The sequence below is a fragment of the Plantactinospora soyae genome (genome assembly GCF_014874095.1).
Classification (GTDB): Bacteria; Actinomycetota; Actinomycetes; order Mycobacteriales; family Micromonosporaceae; genus Plantactinospora; species Plantactinospora soyae.
Window position 1 is genome coordinate 7,408,735 of record NZ_JADBEB010000001.1, and the last position, 20,786, is coordinate 7,429,520.

Sequence of the window (20,786 nt, forward strand, 5' to 3'; positions counted from 1 at the left end):
CTCATGACGGCACGCAGCGAAGCGGAGTGCCGGCATGAGCGCTACTGACTCTCCTGAGCGCAGCCGGCCCGCCCAACGCCAGGTGGAGATCGCCGAACACGTGCTCCAGCACGGTTCGGTCTCCGCCACCGAGCTGGCCGAGATGTTCCACGTCAGCCTGATGACCATCCACCGCGACCTGGACGAGTTGGAGCGTCAGGGCGTGGTCCGCAAGTTCCGGGGCGGCGTCAGCGCCCAACCGTCGAGTGTCTTCGAGTCGAACGTGTCGTTCCGGCTGCGCGCCGCCCGGGAGGAGAAGCTGGCCCTGGCCCGCCAGGCGCGGGCCCTGATCGAACCGGGCATGGCGGTGATGCTCGACGACTCCACCACCACCCTGGAGGTGGCCCGGCTGCTGGAGGACGACGCCGGCCCGCTCACCGTGATCACGAACTTCCTGGAGACGATCAAGCTGCTCTCCGGGGTACGCGGCGTACGGCTGCTGGCGCTCGGCGGCGAGTACTACCCGACCCACGACTCGTTCCTCGGAGTGCCGTGCGTGGAGGCGATCGAGGCGCTGCGGGTCGACCTGCTGTTCGCCTCCACCTCGGCGGTCTCCGGCGGGTACGCCTACCACCAGGAACAGGAGATCGTCCTGGTGAAACGGGCGATGATCCGCGCGGCACAGCGCAGCGTGCTGATGGTGGACCACACCAAGCTCGGCCGGGCCGCGCTGCACCGGCTGGCACCGCTGCGTGAATTCGATCTGGTGATCACCGACGCCAAGGCCCCGGAGGAGACGTTGTCGGAGATGCGTGAACATGGTGTCCGGTACGACATCGCGTGAACCCGTGGTGCTCGGCGTCGACGTCGGAACCACGGTCACCAAGGCGGTCGCGTTCGGCCCGGACGGCGCGGCACTGGCCCGCGCGGCCCGGCCCACGGTGCTCGACCGGGCCGGCCCCGGCCGGTACGAGCAGGACGCCGACCAGGTGCTGGAGTCCGTGCTGGCGGTGCTCGGCGAACTGCGGGAGCGGGTGCCCCGGCCGGTCACCGCGCTCGGGGTCACCGGACAGGGCGACGGGCTGTGGCTGGTCGACGCCGACGGGCGCCCCGTCCGGCCGGCGATCTCCTGGTTGGACGCCCGGTCCACGCCGATCCTGGAGCAGTGGGCGGCGGACGGGCTGCTGGAGGTGGCGTACCGACGTACCGGCAACTACCCGTTCCCCGGCGCCTCCGGACCGCTGCTGGCCTGGCTCGACGCGCACGAACCGGCCGTACTGGACCGGGCCGCCACCGCCGCGTACTGCAAGGACATGGTCGTGCAGCGGCTCACCGGGCTGCGGGCCACGGACCCGTCCGACGCCTCGGCCCCGTTCCTCGACCCCCGCACCCGCCGGTACGACGAGGACCTGATCGCGGCCTGCGGCCTGGCGCACCGCCGGCACCTGCTGGCGCCGGTGCACGACGCCCCGCACGCCACGCTGGACGCGGCAGCGGCCGAGCGGACCGGCCTGCCGGTCGGCCTGCCGGTCATCGCCGCGCCCTACGACCTGCCCGCCTCGGCCTGGGGTGCGGGGGTCCGGTCGGTCGGCGCCGGACTGCTCATCGTCGGCACCACCCTCGCCTGCCAGGTACTCCGGGACGAGGTCGACACGACCGGCGAGCCGTGCGGCCTGACGCTGAACACCTGGCAACCCGACCGGTGGCTACGGGCCCTGCCCGCGATGGTCGGCACGGCCGCACTGGACTGGGTGCTCCGGCTCGTCGGTGCGGCCGTCTCCGACCTGCCGGACCTGCTGGCCCGGGGCCGGGCCGACGGGCTGACCGTGCTGCCGTTCTTCGCCGAGGCCGGTGAGCGGGCGCCGTTCGTGGCGCCCCGGGCCAGGGCCCGGATGGACGGCCTGCACCTGGGCACCGAGCCGGCGGATCTGGTCCGGGCGACCTGTGAGGCGATCGCGTACAGCGCCCGGCACTGCCTGACCGCCGCGGAGCTGACCGGCGAACTCACCGCCTGCGGCGGCGGGGTCGGGTCGGCACGCTGGGCGCAGATCTTCGCGGACGCGCTGGGCCGACCGGTGCGGGTGCTGGCCGGTGAGGAGATCGGGGCGCGCGGCGCGGCGCTGGCGGCGCTGTCGGTGGCCGGTGGCGCCGACCCGGACGCGTCCGGCTGGTACCCGCCGGGCCAGCGGTACGAGCCGGACGGGCCGGCACGGGACCGGTACGAGGCCGGTTACGCCCGCTATCTGGAGCACATCACGCAGGCCCGTCCGGCCTGGAATCGAAAGGTAGACGCTTGACAACCACCCACGTCCTGATCGCGGGCGACCATTTCGTGACGCCCGACCTGGTCACCGACGCGCTACGGGCGCGGATCGGTCCGGTGTTCACCGCCCGCACGCTGACGCTGCCCTGGCCGCACGTCCCGTTCGGCCGGATCGCCGAGGTGGACGAGGCGTCCGGGGACGAGGACGAGCTGATCGCGGCGCTGGCCGGAGTGGAGGTGGCGGTGACCCAGATGGGCCCGTTCACCGCCCGGGTGTTGGGCGCGGCGGACGCGTTGCGGCTGGTCGTGGTGTGCCGGGGCGGCCCCGTCAACGTCAACCTGGCGGCCGCGGCGCAGGCGGGGGTGCGGGTCCGGACCACGCCGGGGCGCAACGCGGTCGCCGCCGCCGAGCACGCCGTGGCGCTGATCCTGGCCACCCTGCGGCAGATCCCGGACCGGCACGCCGGTGTCCGGGACGGTGCCTGGCGCAGCGACCTGTACGCGCTGGACGAGGTCGGTTCCGAACTGGCCGGCAGCACGGTCGGGCTGGTCGGCTACGGCGCGATCGGCCGGCGGGTCGGTCGGATCCTGCGGGCCTTCGACGCGGAGGTGCTGGTCCACGACCCGTACGCCGATCCGGCCACGCTGGACGGCGCGAGCCCGGTCGGGCTGGCCGAGCTGCTGGAGCGGTCGGCGGTGTTGAGCCTGCACGCCCGGATGACCCCGGAGACCGCCGGCATGATCGGGGTGAAGGAGCTGGCCCGGCTGCCCCGTGGTGCCGTACTGGTGAACACCGCGCGCGGCGGCCTGCTCGACTACGACGCCGTGGTGGACGCGCTGGAGTCGGGGCAGTTGGGCGGGGCCGGGTTCGACGTCTTCGACACCGAGCCGCTGCCGGCGGGCTCGCGGCTGCGTACCGCGCCCCGGGTGGTGCTCACCCCGCATCTGGCCGGCGCCACCCGGCAGACCGCCGAGCGGGCCGCCGCCCAGGCCGCCGACGCCGTCGCCGAGTACCTCGCCGAGCGGGACCGGTGACCGACCCCGAGCCGGTGACCGATCGCGAGCCGGTGACCGGCCCCGAGCCGGTGACCGATCCTGGATCGACGACCGGGGCGCAGGTGCGGACCGAAGACCTCGTGGCGCTGCTGCCGGTCGCCACGGCGGCGGTGGACCTCGCCGCCGACCTGATCCGGACCGGCCGGCCCGGTGCGTTGACCGCCAAGGGCGAGCGGGACATGGCCTCGGAGGTGGACTTCGCGGTCGAGCGGGCGGTCCGGGAGTACCTGCGCCGACGTACCCCGCAGATCGGGTTCGTGGGCGAGGAGGAGGGTTCGCTGGATCCCGACGCCGAACTGGTCTGGGTGCTCGACCCGGTGGACGGGACGGTCAACTTCGTCCACGGCCTGCCACTGGTGGCGGTGTCGCTGGGGCTGCTCCGCGCCGGCCGGCCGGTGCTCGGCGTGATCGACCTGCCGCTGCTCGGCCAGCGTTACTGGGCGGTCGAGGGTGCGGGCGCGTACGCCGACGGGAAGCGGATCTCGGCGAACCGGCCGACGGGGCTGGACGAGGCGCTGGTGGCGATCGGCGACTACGCCGTGGGCAGCGGCGCGGCCGGGCGTAACCGCGAGCGGCTGGCGATGACCGCCGCGCTGGTGTCCCGGGCCCAGCGGGTCCGGATGCTCGGCACCGCCGCGGTGGACCTCGCCTGGCTGGCCTCGGGCCGGCTGGACGCGCTGGTGATGTTCTCGAACAACCCGTGGGACGTGACCGCCGGGGTGGTGCTGGCCCGAGAGGCGGGGGCCCGGACGGTGGATCGGGACGGCAGCGAACACACCCTCGCCGCGACGGCCACCATCGCCGCCGCGTCACCCGTGCTGGACGAGATCCTGGCCCTGGTACGCGGTCTCGCGGACTGAATCTTCCTCGGCACGACTCTTAACGGCCGATGGCCGGTTCTTAACATCTTCCTAGGTCACCGGTGGCCGGTGCGGGCCCTGCGCTGTCGCCCGTCGCACAGCGCACACGACCGCACCCGCTCCGCTTTTGCCTGCTCCGCAGCCTCGATTCCACACTTGCCCCGCCGGTTCCGATCGTGTTAACTACCGACGGTATGTGTTAACAACGTCCGTGATAGCAACGTTCTACGGCGTTAAGAGCGGTGGGCTACCGCCGGTCACCCGAGGAGGCTCGATGTTCCTGACGATCGCGCATCGGGGCGATCCGCTCGCCCACCGCGAGAACACCATGCCGGCGTTCCAGTCGGCGGTCGACAAGGGCGCGAACACCCTGGAGTTCGATCTGCGGCTGACCCGGGACGGCCGGATCGCGTTGCTGCACGACGCCCGGCTGGACCGGTTGTGGGACGTACCGGCGGCGATCGCCGACCTGACCCTCGCGCAGGTACGGACGGCCGGCACCGACGGTCACCAGGTGCCCACCCTGGACGAACTGCTCGTCGCCTTCCCCCGGACGACGTTCCTGGTCGACCTGAAGACCGACGACGTGGTCGAGCCCGCGGTCCGGGAACTGCGCCGGCACGGCGACGCCTTCGACCGGGCCATCTTCGTGGCGGCCCGCAGCGGCGGCCGGGAGGCACTGGTCCGGCTGCGCGCGGCCGAGCCGGACGCGCTGATCGGGCTGGACTGGACCGAACCCGCACCGCCGCCGCAGGACCTGCTGGACGCACTGCGCCCGCAGTACTTCGGTCCGCGCTGGCGGGTCGCCGACGCGTGCGGGGTACCGGCGATGCGGGAGCGCGGCTACCAGGTCTGGGTCGGCCCGCTCGTCGCCGAGGCGGACCTGGCCGCCGCGTACGCGTACGGAGTGGACGGCATCGTCAGCGACGACGTCGACGCCCTGCTGCGGCTCGCCGCCCCCGTTCCGGCCGGTGAGTGACCCGACGGTAGCCGGGCGGGGCAGGCCGGTGCCGACCGCCGGCGACACCGCCCGACGATCCGTGGCCCGGACCCGACGCGGTCGGCGCCTGCGGGAGTACGCCCTCTTCCTGGCCTTCGTCGCGCCCAACTTCCTGCTGATCGGGGTCTTCTCGTACTGGCCGGTGGTCTACAACGCCTACCTGAGCCTGACCGAGTGGGACATGATCGCCCCGGTCAAACGGTTCGTCGGGCTGGACAACTACGTCGACCTGTTCACCGGCAACGAGTTCGTCGACGTGCTCGGTACCACGGCGTACTTCATGGTCGGGGTGGTCGGCGGCAGCCTGGTCCTGGGTCTGGCGGTGGCGGTGCTGCTGAACCAGCGGCTGCGCGGCCGGGGGCTGGTCCGGACCATGGTCTTCGCGCCGCACGTGCTCTCCGGCGCCGCGATCGGACTGGCCTGGCTGTTCATCTTCGACCCGAACTACGGGCTGTCCCGGTTCCTGTTCGAACTCGTCGGCGCCACCTCGCCGGCCTGGCTCACCGACTCCGACTGGGCCCTGCCGGCGATCATGATCGTCTACCTGTGGAAGAACGTCGGCTTCTGCGCGATCGTCTACCTGGCCGGGTTGCAGAACCTGCCCCGGGACCTCTACGAGTCGGCGGCGCTGGACGGCGCCGGCGCGTGGCGGATCTTCCGCCGGATCACCCTGCCACTGCTCTCTCCGGTGACGTTCTTCCTGGTGGTGACGACGATCATCTCGTCGTTCCAGGCCTTCGACGTGATCGCGGTGATGACCGACGGCGGGCCGGGCGGAGCGACCACCATCCTCTCCTGGTACGTCTACGACAAGGGCTTCATCGCCTTCCAGGCCGGTCCGGCCGCCGCGGGTGCGGTGGTGATGTTCGCGATCCTGCTCGCGGTCACCCTGCTGCAGACCCGCTATCTCGAGCGAAAGGTGCACTACCGGTGACCACACGGATGCGCCGGTTCGGCCTCTACGCACTGCTCGCCCTGGTCGGAGTGACCATGGTGGGGCCGCTGTACTGGCTGTTCACCTCGTCGCTGAAGCAGTCCGGCGACATCTACACCTTCCCGCCCGTCTGGTGGCCCGGTGACCTGCGCTGGGGCAACTACGCGGAGGCGTGGCGGGCGGCGCCGTTCGGCCAGTTCTACCTCAACTCCCTGATCACCACCGGTTCCGGGGCGCTGCTGGAGGTGGCGAACGCGGTGCTCACCGCGTACGCCTTCGTGTTCCTGCGGTTTCCGGCCAAGCGGGTGCTGTTCGCCGCGCTGCTCGGCGCGCTGATGGTGCCCGGACACGTCACCCTGCTCGCCAACTACCTGACCGTGGCCGACCTGGGCTGGATCAACACCTACCAGGGCATCGTCATCCCGGGCGCGGCCTCGGCGTTCGGCGCGTTCCTGCTGCGCCAGCACATGCTGACCATCCCCATCGAGATCATCGAGGCGGCCCGGGCGGACGGCGCCGGGCACCTGCGCATCCTGTTCCGGGTCGTGCTGCCGCTGTCCCGCCCGATGCTGATCACGGTCGCGATCGTGTCGCTGGTCAGCAAGTGGAACGACTTCATCTGGCCGTTGATCGTCACGAACACCGAGACCATGCGGACCCTGCCGGTGGGGCTGCTGATGCTCAAGGACGCCGACGGCTACGTCAACTGGGGCTCCGTGATGGCCGCGACCGTCTTCGTCGTACTTCCGGTCCTCGCCGTCTTCTTCGTCGCCCAGCGGCAGATCGTCGCCGGCCTCACCCAGGGTGCCGTCAAGGGCTGACGTCCGACCTGCTCCTCACTCCCGGAGGGAACCAACCATGTCCACACCCCTTTCCCGGCGCCGGTTGCTCGGCCTCGCCGGTGGCGCCGCGCTCGCGTTGACGCCGCTCGGCTGTGGCGGTGGCGGCGGAAGCGGCGGCAGCCAGTTCAGCCAGCCGAAGGGCGACGTGCCCGGCCAGTACGCCAAGCGGCAGCGGGTGGTGGTCTGGTACCCGTACAGCGGAGTGCCGGCCGACGCCTTCAACCGGCTGGTCGGCAAGTTCAACGAGTCCCAGCAGGACGTCTACCTGGAGGCGCAGTTCCAGGGCACCTACGACGAGGTGTCCCAGAAGCTCGCCGCCGGCCTCCAGGCCCGGCAGATCCCGGAGTTGTGCATCTTCTCCGAGGTGACCTGGCACCGGTTCCATCTCAACCAGACGCTGGAGCCGATGACCGGCTACTTCGACAACGGCTTCTCCCCAGCCGAGTACGTCGACTCGCTGATCGCCGAGGGCACCGTCCGGAACGAGGTGTGGTGGGTGCCGTTCGGCCGCAGTACGCCGCTGTTCTACTACAACCGGGACATGTTCGCGAAGGCCGGCCTGCCGGATCGGGGCCCGAAGACCTGGGACGAGTTGCGGGAGTGGGCACCGGCGCTGCAGAAGGTGAGCGTCGGCGGCCGGGCGCCCCGGCTGCACGCGTACCCGCGGGTGGACGGGGACTGGATGTTCCAGGGCGCGGTGTGGCAGTGGGGCGGGAACTACTCCAAGGGAATGGAGGTGGCCATCGACACCGGCGGCGCGGTCGAGGCCGGTGAGTGGCAGCGGCGGCTGATCCACCAGGACAAGCTCGCCTACATGACCGAGAGCCCCCGGGTCGACTTCACCAACGGGCTGGTCGGCACGCTCCAGGACTCCACCGGCGTGATGACGACGCTGACCAAGGAGGCCAAGTTCGCGTTCGGCGCCGCCTTCCTGCCCGAGCAGAAGGCGTTCGGCTGCCCGACCGGCGGCGGTGGGCTGGCGATGCTGGCCGGCCCGCCGAAGGAGCGCAAGGAGGCCGCGTTCGAGTTCATCCGGTTCGCCGCCAGGCCGGAGAACGTGGCGCAGTGGTCGGTCGACACCGGCTACCTGCCGTCCACCAAGGCCGCGCAGCAGACCCCGGAGTTGCAGAAGCTCTTCACCGAGCGGCCCGGCTACAAGGTCGCGGTGGACCAGTTGCCGAAGACCCAGGCGCAGGACCAGGTCCGGCTGCTGGTGCCGAACGCGAACAAGGCCATCTACGGCGGCCTACAGAAGATCTACGCCGACAACCAGCCGGCCCAGCAGGTCTTCTCGGCGGTGGCGGAGGAACTGCGCAAGAACGCCGAGAGCGTCAAGGACGCGGTCGCCAAGTACAGCTGACCGTCTCCGCCCCGGCCCGCCGCCTCCGCACCTGACTCTGGCGGCGGGCCGCCGGGCGGACGCACCCGGGGACGAGACGGGGCCGTCGGCGGATCAGCCGCGGCGGAACCGGTACGTGCCGGAGCCGACCGTGAAGACCGCCGACCCGTCGTCGGCGCGGTGGCTGGCGCGTACCCCGTCGGCGTCGGACGCGGGCGTTCCGCCCTCGGTGACGTCCGCCGGGTCGGCGTCCGGCACCCACACCTCGGCCGTGGTGTTCGGCGGCACCGTCACGTCGAGAATGAACGCCCCCGCCTCGTCCCGCCAGGCCACGGCGGCCCGGCCGTGCACCGTCGCCAACTCGGCCTCGGCGGAGGACAGACCCCCGCCCGGTCGGGGTCGGATCCGGATCGTCCGGTATCCCGGCGCGGTCGGGGCGAGTCCGGCGACGGTGCGGTAGAGCCAGTCGCCGACCGCGCCGTACGCGTAGTGGTTGAACGAGGTCATGTGCGGGTTCTGGAAGCCACGGGAGTCGCTCCACGAGTCCCAGCGCTCCCAGATGGTCGTGGCGTCGCCGTGCACCACCGGATACAGCCAGGACGGGTACCCCGACTGGGTCAACAGCCGGTACGCGACGTCCACCCGACCGCCCTCGGTCAGCGCGTCGAGTAGCCACGGAGTGCCGAGGAACCCGGTGGTCAGGTGGTCGTGCCGGGCGGCCACCTCGGCGGCGAGCCGGTCCACCGCCGCCGGCCGATCGGCAGCGGGCAGCAGGTCGGCGTGCAGCGCCAGCACGTACGCGGTCTGGGTGCCGGACGAGACCCGGCCGCCGCCACCGACGTACCGGGCCTGGAACTGCGCGCGCAGCCGGTCGGCGAGGGCGTGCCAGTCCCCCGCCCTCGGGTCGGCGACGCTCTCGGCGAGCCGGGCGGCGAGTCGGGCCGTGTACGCGAAGTACGCGGTGTTGACCAGTTCCTTCGGGGTCGGGGTGACGGCGAGCCAGTCGGCGTACCCGCCGTCGGGCTGGTCCCCGCCGCCACGCCGGTCGAGGTACCGCAGCCAGCCGTCCATCGCGTCCAGGCTCTCGGTCACGGCGCGCCGGTCGGCGTACGCGGTCAGCAGCCGTTCCGGCACGATCGCCACGGCGTCGCCCCAGCCGCCGCTGCCGGCCCACCGGGTCGGGTTGTCGACCTGGGCGCCGGTCATGACGTCGGGTGCCACGTGTGCGATCGCGCCGTCCGGGCGTTGGGCGTCGCGGACGTCCTGCAGCCATTTGCGCAGGAACGAGCGGACGTCGTAGTTGAACGCGGCGGTGGCGGCGAACACCTGGGCGTCCCCGGTCCAGCCCAACCGCTCGTCGCGCTGCGGGCAGTCGGTGGGCACGGTGAGGAAGTTGCCGCGCTGGCTCCACACGATGTTCGCCTGGAGCCGGTTCAACGGCTCCGACGAACAGCCGAACCTGCCGGTGGCCGGCATGTCGGCGTACGCGACCACGGCGGTGACGTCGGCGCCGTCCAGTGCCTCCGACAGGCCGCTGACCTCGCAGTAGCGGAAGCCGTGCACGGTGAACCGGGGCTCGTACTCCTCGCCGTCGGGCTCGCCGCGCAGCACGTACTCGTCGGTGGCTCGGGCGGTCCGCAGGGCCGTCAGGTACAGCTCGCCGTCCGGGTCGAGCACCTCGGCGTGCCGCAGCATGATGCGTTGCCCTGCCCGGCCGCGCAGCCGCAGCCGCAGCCAGCCGGCGATGTTCTGGCCGAAGTCGACGACGACGGTGCCCGGCCGGAGTTCGGTGACGGTCCGCGCCGGCAACTCGTGCAGCGCGCGGATCGGCTCGGCGATCTGGGCCTGGGGCGCGCCGGCCGGTCCGGGTACCGGCACCGCCGCCGGCCAGTCCGTGTCGTCGAAGTCGGGCTCCCGCCAGCCGGCCGGCTCGCGGCGGGCATCGTAGACCTCGCCGTTCTGCAGGTCGGCGTAGCGCAGGCCGCCCTCGCCGGTCCGCCACCGCCCGTCGGTGCCGAGCACGGTGTGCGTACCGTCGTCGAGGTCCAGGTGCAGTTCGGCGCGGAGCGCGCGGACGTCGCCGTAGTGTCCGGCGCCGAGAAAGCCGACCTGGCCGGCGTACCACCCGTCGGCGAGGGTCCCGGCGAGCGCGTTGCGTCCCGGCCGGAGCAGGGCGGTGACGTCGTAACACTGGTACGGCACCCGTAGCTGGTAGTCGGTCCAGCCGGGAGCGAGCCGGTGGTCGCCGACCGGCGCCCCGTTGATCGTCAGCTCGTACAGCCCGGCGGCGGTGGCGTAGAGCCGGGCCCGCCGCACCGGCGCCGACACCTCGAAGGCACGCCGCAGGTACGGGCTCGGTCGGTAGGTTGCCGGTTCCCGGCCCCACGGCGGGTTGCCGTGCGGTCCGAGAGCCACCGCCTTGGCCCAACCGGAGTCGTCGTGGTCGGGCCGGGCCCAGTCCGGCGTCGCCTCGCCGGACCCGGTCCACCCGCCCGGACCGGCCAGCTCGCCCGGACCAGCAAGCTCGCCCGGACCAGCAAGCTCGCCCGGACCGATCTGTTCGGGCCGGATCGGGGCGGCGGCGGCCCGCCACCGGTCGTCGGCGACCAGCAGCACCGGGTGCAGGTCGGCCAGGCTCACCGTCAGCCGAGCGACCAGGCCGCCGGGCAGCGCGCCGGCCACCGCGCGCAGCGCGAGCACGTTGCGGCCGACCCGGACCGCCGGACGCGGGTCGGTGCCGTGCACCGGCACGCCGTTGAGCCAGGCGGTGATCTCGGCGGCGCCGCCGGTGGTCAGCTGGGCCCCGGTCACCGCGCGACCGGGCGGCACGGTGAACTCGGCCCGGAACAGCGCCTCCGCCGGCGCGGGCGTTCCGGCCGCCCAGATCCGTTCGATGTTCTCGAACGGCGCCCGGGTGTCCAGGTCGATCCGGACCGGTACGGCGGCCTCGGCGGCCGAGGTGATCCAGTCGGCCGTCCACTCGCCGGGCCGCATCAGTCCACTTTCCCAGGTCGCCGGTTGGCTCCAGTCGGATGGTTCGACGCGCTCGTCGATCACCCGGACCCGCCAGTGGTAACGGGTCCGGGGGCGCGGGGGCGGCCCGCCGTACGGCACGTCGACGGAGTCGGCGGAGGCAACGGTGCCGGAGTCCCAGACCACGGCGTCGGCGTCGTCGGTGACCACGACCTGGTACGCCGTCTGCGCGCGCCCCCGGGCCCCGGCGGGAAGTTGCCAGCCGAGCAGTGGTCGGGGTTCGTCGATACCGATCGGGTCGACGGCCCGCTCGACGCGCAGGGACACCGGCCGGATCGTGGACTGGCTAGTTCTCACGTCGACTCCTGTGAAGATGACAGTGAAACCTTTCAGAACCGGCAGAGGTTAACATCGCGCCCGCGCTTGTCAAGGCGCTCAGGAGCGCGCAATCGCATGCCCAGCAGGGGGTTGACAGCCCGGTTAATGGGCTCGTAACCTCCAGCTCAGGCTGATATATCTCACACTTTTGCCTGAGTACTTCTCAACACTACTGAGAGCGCCCGTCCGGGCACGACTTCTGAAACGTTCCATCGGCTCTCGGGGCCGCCCGCAGCACAGGAGGAACAGATGACAGGGCAGTTCGGCAGGGCGCAGCGGCGTACGACGGTCAGCCGTGCGGGTTTCCTGCGCCTCCTCGGCGGAGCCACCGCCGCCACCGCCGTACCCGGATTGCTGGCCGGCTGCGGCGGCGGGTCGGGCGGCAGTGACGGCAAGGACCTCAAGATGATCGGCGCCGGCAGCCAGGAGGCCGGGCTGGCGCTCGCCCTCGACCAGTACAAGCAGCAGCACCCGGACGTCTCGATCAACCTCTCGTTCGCGCCGGCCGACCAGATCCAGACCTCGGTACGGGCGCAACTGGCCGCCGGCAACGCCCCGGACCTGCACGCGGTCTACCCCGGCAACGGCAGCGCGATGTCCATGGTGCAGATCAGCAAGGCCGGCCTGCTCGCCGACCTGAGCGCCCAGTCGTGGACCCAGCGCATCCCGACCGGCTTCAAGGGCGCCTACTCCAACGACGGCAAGACCTACATCTTCTCGCCCGGCACGAGCGTGCTCGGTGCGGTCTACAACAAGAAGGCGTTCGCCACCGCCGGGGTGGAACCGCCGACCACCTGGAGCGAGCTGATCCGGGTCTGCGAGACGCTCAAGCGCAAGGGCATCGTGCCGATCGCGCTCGGCGCCCAGACCCCCTGGGTCACCCAGCTCATCAACTACGCCCTGGTGCCGTCCAAGGTCTACGCCAAGCAGCCCGACTTCGACGACCGGATGGGCGCCGGCACCACGAGCTTCGCCCAGTCCGGCTGGCGGGACGCCATGGCCGCGTACCTCGAACTGCAGGAGCGGGGCTTCTTCAACGACAACCCGAACGGCACCACGTACGAGCAGTCGGTCTCGCTGGTCGGCACCGGCAAGGCGGGCATGGCGATCCAGGTCTCCGCCGTACTCGACGCGTTCCGAAAGGCGGCGACGGCCCCGGACGACATCGCGATGTTCCCGATGCCCGGCAGCGACGTCGCGGCGGAGAACTGGATCCCGGGCGGGATCGTGGTCGGCATCGGAGTCAGCGCCAAGAGCAAGGGACTCGACACGGCGAAGTCGTTCGTCGAGTTCTGCGCCCAACCGGCGATCGTCGGGGCGTGGGCGAAGGCCGCCGCCTGCGTGCCGCTCTACGCCGACGGTGAGCCCGACGTCGACCCGGTGCTCAAGCCGTTCATGCCGTACCTGGCGGAGAACAAGGCGGTGCCGTTCATGGATCAACGGTGGCCCAACGCCCAGGTCCAGCCGACCCACTTCGCGGTGGTGCAGGAACTGCTCGGCGGCCGGAACACCATCGAGGGCGCGCTGACCAAGATGGACGAGGCGTACCGGAAGACGTCATGAGCGAGCGTAGCGAGCGAATCGGCCAGCTCAGTGCCAGTTGTGGCGGCGCCGAGCGCAGCGAGGGGCCGGCATGACCGTGCTCAAGGAGGCGGCGGCGTCGTCGGCGTCGCGGGCGGCCCCGGTCGCACCGCGCCGACGCCGCCGGTCGGGTACGGCACCACCATGGCTGTTCGCGGTACCGGCCGTCGCCGTGTACGCCCTGGTGGTGCTCTACCCCAGCCTCGCCGGGGTCGGTTCGGCGTTCACCGACTGGTCCGGGGTGGGCGAGGACCGATCGTTCATCGGCCTGGCGAACTTCCGCGAACTCCTGCACGACGAGCAGGCACTCGGGTCGCTGCGCAACACGCTGCTGCTGACCGTCGCCATCGTCTTCGTGCAGAACGGCATCGGCCTGCTGCTCGCGCTCGGCGTACACACCGCGATCAAGAGCCGGATGACGCTGCGGGCGGTGTTCTTCGCCCCGGTGGTGGTCAGTCCGGTGATGGTGGCCTTCCTGTGGAAGTACGTCTACAACCCCGCACCGGACGCCGGGCTCAACGCGCTGCTCGGCTCGATCGGGCTCGGCGGGCTGCGCCAGGACTGGCTCGGCAACCCGGACCTCGCGCTCTGGTCGACCGCGTTCACGGTGATCTGGCAGTGCGCCGGGTACTCGATGGTGATCTTCCTGGCCGGCTTGGAGGGCGTACCGAAGGAACTGCACGAGGCGGCGATGGTGGACGGCGCCGGCAGCCTCGGCCGGTTCCGGTACATCACCTGGCCGCTGCTGGCGCCCGCCGTGACGATCAACGTGATGCTCTCCACCGTCGGCGGGCTGACGCTGTTCAGCCAGATCCTCGCGATGACCGGCGGTGGACCGGGTTACGCCACCGACACCCTGTCCACGGTGCTCTACAAACAGGCGTTCGTGTACGGCCGGTTCGGCTACAGCACCGCGGTCGCGCTGGTCCTGGCGCTGTTCGTGGCCGCCGTGTCCTTCGTACAGATCGCCTACCTGCGCTCCCGGGAGACCACCTCATGAACACCCGGTACCGGCCCCGGACCTTCCTGCTGGAGATCGTGATGGTGGCCGCCGCGGTGGCCTTCCTGTTCCCGGTCTACGTGCTGGTGACGCTCGCGCTCAAGGACCCGGGCCAGGTGGCGAACAACCCGCTGGGCCTGCCCGATCCCCCCGGCGTGCAGAGCTTCTCGGCCGCCTGGCAGCAGGCGTCGCTGGGCTCGTCGCTGCTCAACAGCGCGATCATCACGGTGGTGAGCATCGTCGCCCTGGTCGCGCTGGGCTCGCTGGCGGCGTACTTCCTGGCCCGCCGGGCCACCCGGCTCAGCTACGGGCTCTACATCCTGTTCCTGCTCGGCATCATCCTGCCGATCCAGCTCGGCATGATCCCGCTCTACCAGCTCGTCTCCGATCTGGAGCTGATCGGCACGTACCAGGGAATGATCCTGTTCTACACCGGCATCCAGTTGCCGTTCACCGTCTTCCTCTACACCGGTTTCATCCGGTCGCTGCCGGCCGACTACGCCAACGCGGCGCTGATCGACGGCGCCTCGCACCTGCAGGCGTTCACCCGGGTGGTGTTCCCGCTGCTGCGGCCGATCACCGGCACGGTGCTGATCCTGAACGCGGTGCACGTCTGGAACGACTTCTTCACCCCGCTGCTCTACCTGGGCGGCTCCGGCCGGGAGACCGTCCCGGTCCGGGTGTTCGCGTTCGTCAACGAGTACACCTCGGACTACGGCCTGGTCGCCGCCGGCCTGGTGCTGGCCGCACTGCCGATCCTGGCCGTCTTCCTCGTCCTCCAGCGGTACGTCATCCGTGGCTTCTCCAGCGGCCTGAAGGGCTGACCCGATGCTTCCCGAACGGCTCCCAGCGGACCGACTTCCCGAACGGCTCCCAGCGGACCGACTTCCCGAACGGCTCCCAGCGGACCGACTTCCCGAACGGCTCCCAGCGGACCGACTTCCCGAACAGGTCGCGGGAGCCCGCCTTCCCGGGCGGATCCCGGCGGACCGGCTTCCCGATCGGCTGGCGGCGGTGCTCGCCGAGCCGCCGAAGGCCTTCTCACCGGTACCGATCTGGTGGTGGAGCGGCGAAGCACTGGACGCCGAGCGGCTGCGCTGGCAACTCGAACGGTTTGCCGAGGGCGGGGTCTACAACCTGGTCGTACTCAACCTGGCCCCGTCCGGGCCCGCGCACGGCGCCGATCCGGACGATCCGCCGTTCCTGTCGGAACGCTGGTGGGAGCTGTTCCTGGGCGCCTGCGACGACGCCAAGCGGCTCGGGATCAGCCTGTGGTTCTACGACCAGCTCGGCTTCTCCGGCGCCGACCTCCAGGCCAGGCTCGTCGCCCGGCACCCGGAGTACGCCGGCCGGCGACTGCACCGGGTCACCGTCACCGCGACCGGCGCCGGGCGGCTGGAACTACGCTGCCCGGCCGGTGGGCGACCGATCGGCGCGGCGGTCGAGGTGGTCGACGAGGCGGGCCGGCCGGCCGGGCCACCCGAGCCGGTCCCGTTGACCGGTACCGCCGCCACCTGGCAGGCACGCAGTCCCGGGTTCCGACTCTCGCTGTACTACGACACCGATCACGGCTTCGACTACCTTGCCCCGGCGGCCTGCGCGACCCTGCTCGACCAGGTACACGCCGAGTTCGCCCGCCGGCTCGGTGACCGGCTCGGGACCGTGGTGGTCGGCTCCTTCCAGGACGAACTGCCGGCCCTGCCCACCTGGTCGGCCACCTTCGCCGCAGAGTTCACCGCCCGGTACGGCTACGACCTGGGTAGCCGGCTCGGCGCGCTGTGGGACGCGGCGCTGCCGGACGCCGACCGGGTCCGCCACGACTACCACGCCCTGCGGGCCGCGCTCGCCGAGGGGGCGTTCTTCCGCCCACTGGCGCAGTGGCACGACCAGTACGGCCTGCTGGTCGGCTGCGACCAGCAGGATCCGGCGCGGGCCGGGCACCCGGTCGAGGGCGCCTCGTTGTACGCCGACTACCCCCGTACGCACCGCTGGTTCAGCGCGCCCGGCTCGGACCACCACGGCGACGCCCGGATCCACTCCTCCCTCGCCCACCACTACGACCAGCCCCGGGTCTGGATCGAGGCGTTCCACTCGACCGGCTGGGGCGGCACCCTCGAAGAGACGTTCGACTGGCTGCTGCCCTGGCTGCGTACCGGCGCCACCCTCTACAACCCGCACGCCGTGTACTACTCCACCAAGGCGGGCTGGTGGGAGTGGGCGCCACCGGCCACCGACTGGCGGCAGCCGTACTGGCGGCACCACCGCGCGTTCGCCGACACCGTGACCCGGCTGTGCGCCGCGCTGTCGCTGGGCCGGCACATCTGCGAGGTGGCCGTGCTGCACCCGACCACCACCGCGCAGGCGGACCTGCGACTCGACGGAGCCGGCGCGGTGGCCGCCCGCGCCCAGACGGTGTACCGGGAGTTGATCGGTGATGCCGCCTGGTTCGCGCCGGTCCCCGGGGTACTGGATCTGGCCAGGCTGGACGCGGACGTGATCGATGACGACTCGCTCGCCTCCGCCCAGGTGCGCGGCCGGACCCGGGGTGGCCCGGGCGGCGTCACGCCACCCCGGCTGTGCGTGGCCGGCGAGGAGTACACCGCCGTCGTGCTGCCGGCCGCGACCGTGCTGGAGGAGGCGACCGCCCGTCGGCTGGACGAGTTCGTCGTGGCCGGTGGGCTGCTCGTCGCGGTTGGCGCGCTGCCGGAACGCGGCGTCCCCGGCCCGGCGACCGACCGGACGACCGCCACGCCGACGACCGGGCCAAGCGCAGCCGGGCCGGCGAGCGACCCGGGGCCGGCGGCGACGGTGGCCGACGCGGTGGTGGCCCGATTGCGGGAACGGTTCGTCACCGGCGAGGCCCGGTTCGTCCGGTCCGCCGCCGAACTGCCCGGCGCGCTCGCCGACCTGACTCCGCGGGTGGTCGCCGACGTTCCCGTGCTGGCCCGCGACATCGACGGTGCGCTCACCGTCTTCGTCACCGCCACCGCGTGGAGTGCCACCGAGGTGGACGGCCGGCCGGAGCAGCGCGGTCCCGGACACGGTTGGGACAACGTCGGCTACGACTTCGACCCCGCCCGCTACCTGTCCGAGGTACGGGTCCAGGTTCGGCACGCGCCCGGCGCCCCGGTGCTGGCGAGCCCGTTCGGTACACCACCCCGTGCGCTGCCGTACACGGTGGACGGCGAGGTGACGGAGGTGGTCGTACCCTTCACCGACGGCCCGGCCGCGCTACTGGTGTTCCCGCCCGGGTCACCGCCGACCGCTTCCTCCGCCGGGACACCGTCGCCGGCCCTCGTCGCGCACCCGGAGACGCTGCTGCTCGACGGGGAGTGGCTCGCCGAACTGGTGCCCACGCTGGACAACAGGTGGGGCGACTTCGCCTGGCCGCCGTCCACCGCCACCGACCCGATCGTGCAGCGGTGGGAACTGGAGCACCGGGTGGACGGCGCCGATGGGTGGCAACCGGGGCTGGCCACGTTCGGGCCGCACGGCCTGGTCGGCAACAACACCCCGGTGACCTACTCGGCCAGCCGGGGCATCCGGAAGGATCCGATCCACCGGCCGGCGCTGGGGCCGAAGGGACACGTACCCGAGGAGTTCCTGGACTTCGGACTGGTGCCGGCCGGCACTCCGGTCCGGTTCCGGGCCGAGTTCACCCTGACCGACGCCGACCTGACCGGCACCGACCCGGACCGGCTCACCGTGGCTGTCGGCGCGCCGGCCGCGAAACGACTCTGGCTGGACGGCGCCCCGGTACCGATCGACGACGGTGGCGGGCACCTCGGCACCGCGCCGGTACGGCTCGCCGCCGGGCGGCACGAACTCGAACTGGAACTCGTCCCCGCGACCGACCTGGCACTGCGCGCGCACCTCGCGTTCGTCCGGGACCCGGACCGGTACCGCCGACCGGAATGGATCACGGTGGACGGATTGCCGGAGCCCGGCCGGCGGATCACCTTCGGCACCACGGTCACGCTGGACCGCCCGGCCCCCGACGCGGCCCTTCACCTCACCGCGCTCGGCAGCACCCGGCTCCTCGTCAACGGCGTGGAGGCGGGCCGGCAGGGCGGCTTCGCGCCGTACGAGCGGCCGATTCCGACCGTACGCCGCTACGAGTTGGGTCGGGTGCTGCGGCCCGGCGCCAACGAGGTGGTCGTCGAGCTGACCACGCCGTCGCCGATCCTGGTCGACGCCGTCGCCAACGGCCACGGTCTCGTCACCGACACCGACTGGTGGGCCACTGTGGATGGAACGTCGGCCAGGGTGGTCCGGCACCGCCGGGCGCACCGGGTGGTCGCCGACCTCTACGTGACCCGCCGCCCGCATCCGCTGCCCGGGGCGGCCTGGCTGGAGGACACCGACCAGGCCGACACCGTCGTGCCGGTCACGTTCGCCGTACCTCGCCCGCCGGGCAGGCGGGTGGAGTGGCTGCGGTTCGCCATTCCGCCCGGCGCGACCCGGCTCGACCTCCACATCGTCGGTGACGCCGACATGTACGTCGACGACCGGCCGGTCGACGCGTACACCGGGGTCGACGGCGCCGGTCCGGACGGTGCGGTGTCGATGAGCGCCGAACTGCCCGCCGGCGCCCGGGTGGGTCAGTTACGGATCCAGACCCGGCCGGGGTACGAGGCGGGTGCGGCGCTCACCGGGCCGGTCCGGTTCACGGTCGGACCGGGAAGGCTCGACCTCGGCGACTGGGAGCGGCACGGACTCGCCGGCTACAGCGGCGGGGTGCGTTACCGGCGCACCGTCGTCATCCCTCCGCAGGCCCGGGACGTCCGGCTCGATCTCGGCCGGCTACGCGGCTCGGCGGAGGTGACGGTGGACGGTCGCGGCGCCGGAGTGCGGTTCTGCGCGCCGTACGTCTTCGACCTCGGTCAACTGGCACCGGGCGAGCACACCGTCGACGTCGAGGTGTTCGGGACCCTCGCACCGTACCTGGACACCGTCAGTCCGACCCACTTCGTCTTCCCGGGACAGCGGGTGTCCGGCCTCTTCGGCCCGGTACGCCTGCACTGGGACATCAGCGACAGCTAAGCCCACGTCGCCGTCAGGAGGGATCGAACGAATGACCGCCATCGACCCGTACCCCGTCGCCCTGGACGACCGGATCAGCCCGCCGCGCCCCCGGGTCGGCCTGGTGGCCGGCGGCCTCGGCGCCTACTGGCCACAGTTCCCCGACCTGTTGCCCCAGCTCCGGCGCTCCAGTGACCGGGTCGCGCAGCGGATGCGGGAACTCGGGGCGGACGTCGTGGACGTCGGGTTCATCTCCGACGCCCAGGAGGGCGCGGTGGCCGCCGAGCGGCTCCGCGAGGCCGGCTGCGACATCATCGTCGGGTTCCTCACCACCTACATGACCGCGACCATGCTGGTGCCGGTCGCGCAGCGCAGCGGCGCACCGGTGCTGCTGATCAACCTCCAGCCGACGAAGTCGATGGACCACACGAGCTTCGACACCGGGCAGTGGCTCGCCTACTGCGGTGCCTGCCCGCTGCCTGAGATGGCCAACGCGTTCCGGCGGGTCGGGGTGCCCTTCCGGTCGGTCTCCGGCTATCTGGAGGACGAGCGGGCCTGGCAGCGGATCGGCCGATGGGTGCGGGCCGCCGGTGTGCGGGCGGCGCTGCGGCGCGGCCGGCACGGGCTGATGGGGCACCTCTATCCGGGCATGCTGGACGTGGCCACCGATCTCACCCTCGTCTCGGCGAACTTCGGCGGGCACGTGGAGGTGCTGGAATTCGACGACCTGCGGGTCCGGGTGCCCGAGGCGGGCACCGCCGAGGTGACGGCGAAACTCGACCAGACCCGGGAGATCTTCGAGCTGACCGGGTCGGTCGACGCCGACGACCTCGACTGGGCGGCCCGGGTCGCGGTCGGACTGGACCGGCTGGTCGACGACTTCGGGCTGGACAGCCTCGCCTACTACCACCGGGGCCTGGACGGGGAGATCCACGAGCGGCTCGGCGCCGGCATGATCCTCGGCGCATCACTGCTGACCGCGCGGGGCGTTCCGGCCGCCGGCGAGTACGAGCTGCGTACGTCGCTGGCGATGCTCGTCATGGACCGGCTCGGCGCCGGCGGCTCGTTCACCGAGTTCCAGGCGCTCGACTTCGACCGAGGGCATGTGGAGATGGGCCACGACGGGCCGGCGCACCTGGCGATCAGTGCCCGCCGCCCGCTGCTGCGCGGCCTCGGCGTCTACCACGGCAAGCGCGGCTGGGGCGTGTCGGTCGAGTTCGACGTCACCCCGGGCCCGGTCACCGCGTTCGGGCTACGGCAGGACCGGGACGGCCGGTACGCTTTCGTCGCCGCCGAGGGCACCGTGGTCGACGGACCGCACCTGACGATCGGCAACACCACGTCCCGGGTCGACTTCGGCTGTGATCCGGGCGAGTGGACCGACGCGTGGAGCGGCACCGGCATCTCCCACCACTGGGCGCTCGGTACCGGACACCGCAGCGCCGACCTGCGCGCCGTGGCCGACCTGCTGGAGCTGGACTTCGTCGAGGTACGCCCCTGACCGCTGATCTGCTGGAACAACCCGGCCGCCGGCGTGGCAGAAATGACGTTGCCGCTGC

General features: G+C 72.1%; 14 protein-coding genes. 13 read left to right on the forward strand and 1 reads right to left on the reverse strand.

Annotated elements, in window-relative coordinates:
- Positions 1-34: 34 nt before the first annotated feature.
- From H4W31_RS32580 to H4W31_RS32615, 8 genes are all read left to right on the forward strand, one after another.
- Positions 35-823, forward strand: coding sequence for a DeoR/GlpR family DNA-binding transcription regulator (locus tag H4W31_RS32580; protein ID WP_192770125.1), 789 nt, complete (start codon positions 35-37; stop codon positions 821-823).
- Positions 798-2,276, forward strand: a complete 1,479-nt coding sequence (locus H4W31_RS32585) for an FGGY-family carbohydrate kinase (protein ID WP_192772565.1) — start codon at positions 798-800, stop codon at positions 2,274-2,276. The genes H4W31_RS32580 and H4W31_RS32585 overlap by 26 nt, the downstream gene beginning before the upstream one ends.
- Positions 2,273-3,277: a 2-hydroxyacid dehydrogenase gene (locus tag H4W31_RS32590; protein WP_192770126.1), complete on the forward strand. Its 1,005-nt coding sequence runs from the start codon at positions 2,273-2,275 to the stop codon at positions 3,275-3,277. The genes H4W31_RS32585 and H4W31_RS32590 overlap by 4 nt, the downstream gene beginning before the upstream one ends.
- The gene (locus H4W31_RS32595; RefSeq protein WP_318783534.1) at positions 3,274-4,158 is read left to right on the forward strand and encodes an inositol monophosphatase family protein; all 885 of its coding nucleotides are present in this window, start codon (positions 3,274-3,276) and stop codon (positions 4,156-4,158) included. Before H4W31_RS32590 ends, H4W31_RS32595 begins: the two co-directional genes overlap by 4 nt.
- A 274-nt stretch (positions 4,159-4,432) precedes the next feature.
- Positions 4,433-5,137, forward strand: a complete 705-nt coding sequence (locus H4W31_RS32600; protein ID WP_192770127.1) for a glycerophosphodiester phosphodiesterase — start codon at positions 4,433-4,435, stop codon at positions 5,135-5,137.
- Complete coding sequence (locus H4W31_RS32605) at positions 5,130-6,092, forward strand: carbohydrate ABC transporter permease (protein WP_318783535.1); 963 nt, start codon at positions 5,130-5,132, stop codon at positions 6,090-6,092. Before H4W31_RS32600 ends, H4W31_RS32605 begins: the two co-directional genes overlap by 8 nt.
- Entirely contained in the window at positions 6,089-6,913 is an 825-nt protein-coding gene (locus H4W31_RS32610; protein WP_318783536.1) for a carbohydrate ABC transporter permease, read from the forward strand. The genes H4W31_RS32605 and H4W31_RS32610 overlap by 4 nt, the downstream gene beginning before the upstream one ends.
- Positions 6,914-6,950: 37 nt before the next feature.
- Positions 6,951-8,294 (forward strand): ABC transporter substrate-binding protein, encoded by a 1,344-nt coding sequence (locus tag H4W31_RS32615; RefSeq protein ID WP_192770128.1) that lies wholly within the window; start codon positions 6,951-6,953, stop codon positions 8,292-8,294.
- A gap of 93 nt (positions 8,295-8,387) precedes the next feature.
- On the opposite strand, the gene H4W31_RS32620 is transcribed toward H4W31_RS32615, so the two are convergent.
- Positions 8,388-11,603, reverse strand: a complete 3,216-nt coding sequence (locus tag H4W31_RS32620) for a family 78 glycoside hydrolase catalytic domain (protein WP_192770129.1) — start codon at positions 11,601-11,603, stop codon at positions 8,388-8,390.
- Between the two features lie 270 nt (positions 11,604-11,873).
- Between H4W31_RS32620 and H4W31_RS32625 the strand changes: the two genes are divergently transcribed.
- From H4W31_RS32625 to H4W31_RS32650, 5 genes are all read left to right on the forward strand, one after another.
- Positions 11,874-13,187 carry an extracellular solute-binding protein gene (locus tag H4W31_RS32625; RefSeq protein WP_192770130.1) on the forward strand — a complete coding sequence of 438 codons (1,314 nt, stop codon included), beginning with the start codon at positions 11,874-11,876 and terminating at the stop codon, positions 13,185-13,187.
- A gap of 70 nt (positions 13,188-13,257) precedes the next feature.
- Positions 13,258-14,205 (forward strand): carbohydrate ABC transporter permease, encoded by a 948-nt coding sequence (locus H4W31_RS32630; RefSeq protein ID WP_192770131.1) that lies wholly within the window; start codon positions 13,258-13,260, stop codon positions 14,203-14,205.
- Complete coding sequence (locus tag H4W31_RS32635) at positions 14,202-15,029, forward strand: carbohydrate ABC transporter permease (protein ID WP_192770132.1); 828 nt, start codon at positions 14,202-14,204, stop codon at positions 15,027-15,029. The genes H4W31_RS32630 and H4W31_RS32635 overlap by 4 nt, the downstream gene beginning before the upstream one ends.
- A gap of 190 nt (positions 15,030-15,219) precedes the next feature.
- On the forward strand, positions 15,220-19,248 hold the full coding sequence (locus H4W31_RS32645) for a hypothetical protein (RefSeq protein WP_192770134.1): 4,029 nt from the start codon (positions 15,220-15,222) through the stop codon (positions 19,246-19,248).
- Between the two features lie 31 nt (positions 19,249-19,279).
- On the forward strand, positions 19,280-20,728 hold the full coding sequence (locus H4W31_RS32650; RefSeq protein WP_192770135.1) for an L-fucose/L-arabinose isomerase family protein: 1,449 nt from the start codon (positions 19,280-19,282) through the stop codon (positions 20,726-20,728).
- Positions 20,729-20,786: the final 58 nt, after the last annotated feature.